Origin of the sequence: Rahnella sp. NRRL B-41462 (genome assembly GCF_003263525.1) — a bacterium.
GTDB classification, from domain to species: Bacteria; Pseudomonadota; Gammaproteobacteria; order Enterobacterales; family Enterobacteriaceae; genus Rahnella; species Rahnella aceris.
On the sequence record NZ_JYDF01000160.1, the window covers coordinates 1 to 695 of the forward strand.

General features: G+C 47.9%; 1 protein-coding gene. It reads left to right on the forward strand.

Annotated elements, in window-relative coordinates:
* Nucleotides 1-45 precede the first annotated feature (45 nt).
* Nucleotides 46-582, forward strand: a complete 537-nt coding sequence (locus tag UC14_RS25665; RefSeq protein ID WP_013577416.1) for a GNAT family N-acetyltransferase — start codon at nt 46-48, stop codon at nt 580-582.
* Nucleotides 583-695: the final 113 nt, after the last annotated feature.

The following is a 695-nucleotide window of genomic DNA, read 5'->3' on the forward strand; positions in this document are numbered from 1 at the left end:
TCTTCATTGCGTACGCACTGTTTTGTTATTTTAAGGAGTGCAGCTATGAAAATTGTCATGCTCAACGCCGCAACATTGCCTGTTTATAGAGATGAACTGGCACAACTTCTCATCGAAGCCAACAGTACAGGCGCTTGCGTGGGGTTCCCGCACGTCACCGGACAAAGAGAGGCGGAAGACTCTTTTCATGATTTACGCCCTGCACTAACTCAAAATGAGCGACTGCTTTGGATCGCCAGAGATGAACAAGGTGTCATTGGGACCGTTCAGCTCGATCTGGCCCATTCTCCGGATTTACCTCATCAGGCCGAAGTTAGTACTTTGCTGGTCTGTGCCCGTGCGAGACGACGCGGCGTCGGTCGTCTGTTAATGCGTGCACTGGAAAATACCGCACAGAACCTGCGTTGCTCCGTTCTGTCTTCAGATATGCAGTCAGGTTCGGACGCCGAAGCTTTCTATCGGGCTCAGGGTTATCGCTGTGCGACACTCAGGCAAGACTCAGCCCGTTACAGCAGAAAAAATGAAGTAGTCTATTACAAACAACTACCGCCCTTCACCTGCGCCTCTCACCCCCTCTTTTAGTCTGTGAAAGTGCGGTGAGTATTTCATCGCACTTTCACAGACTTTCCTCACTTGCATAAGTTTCTCAAAAATTTTTAAACTCAATCAAAGAAATCGATAAGTTATAAGAAAAA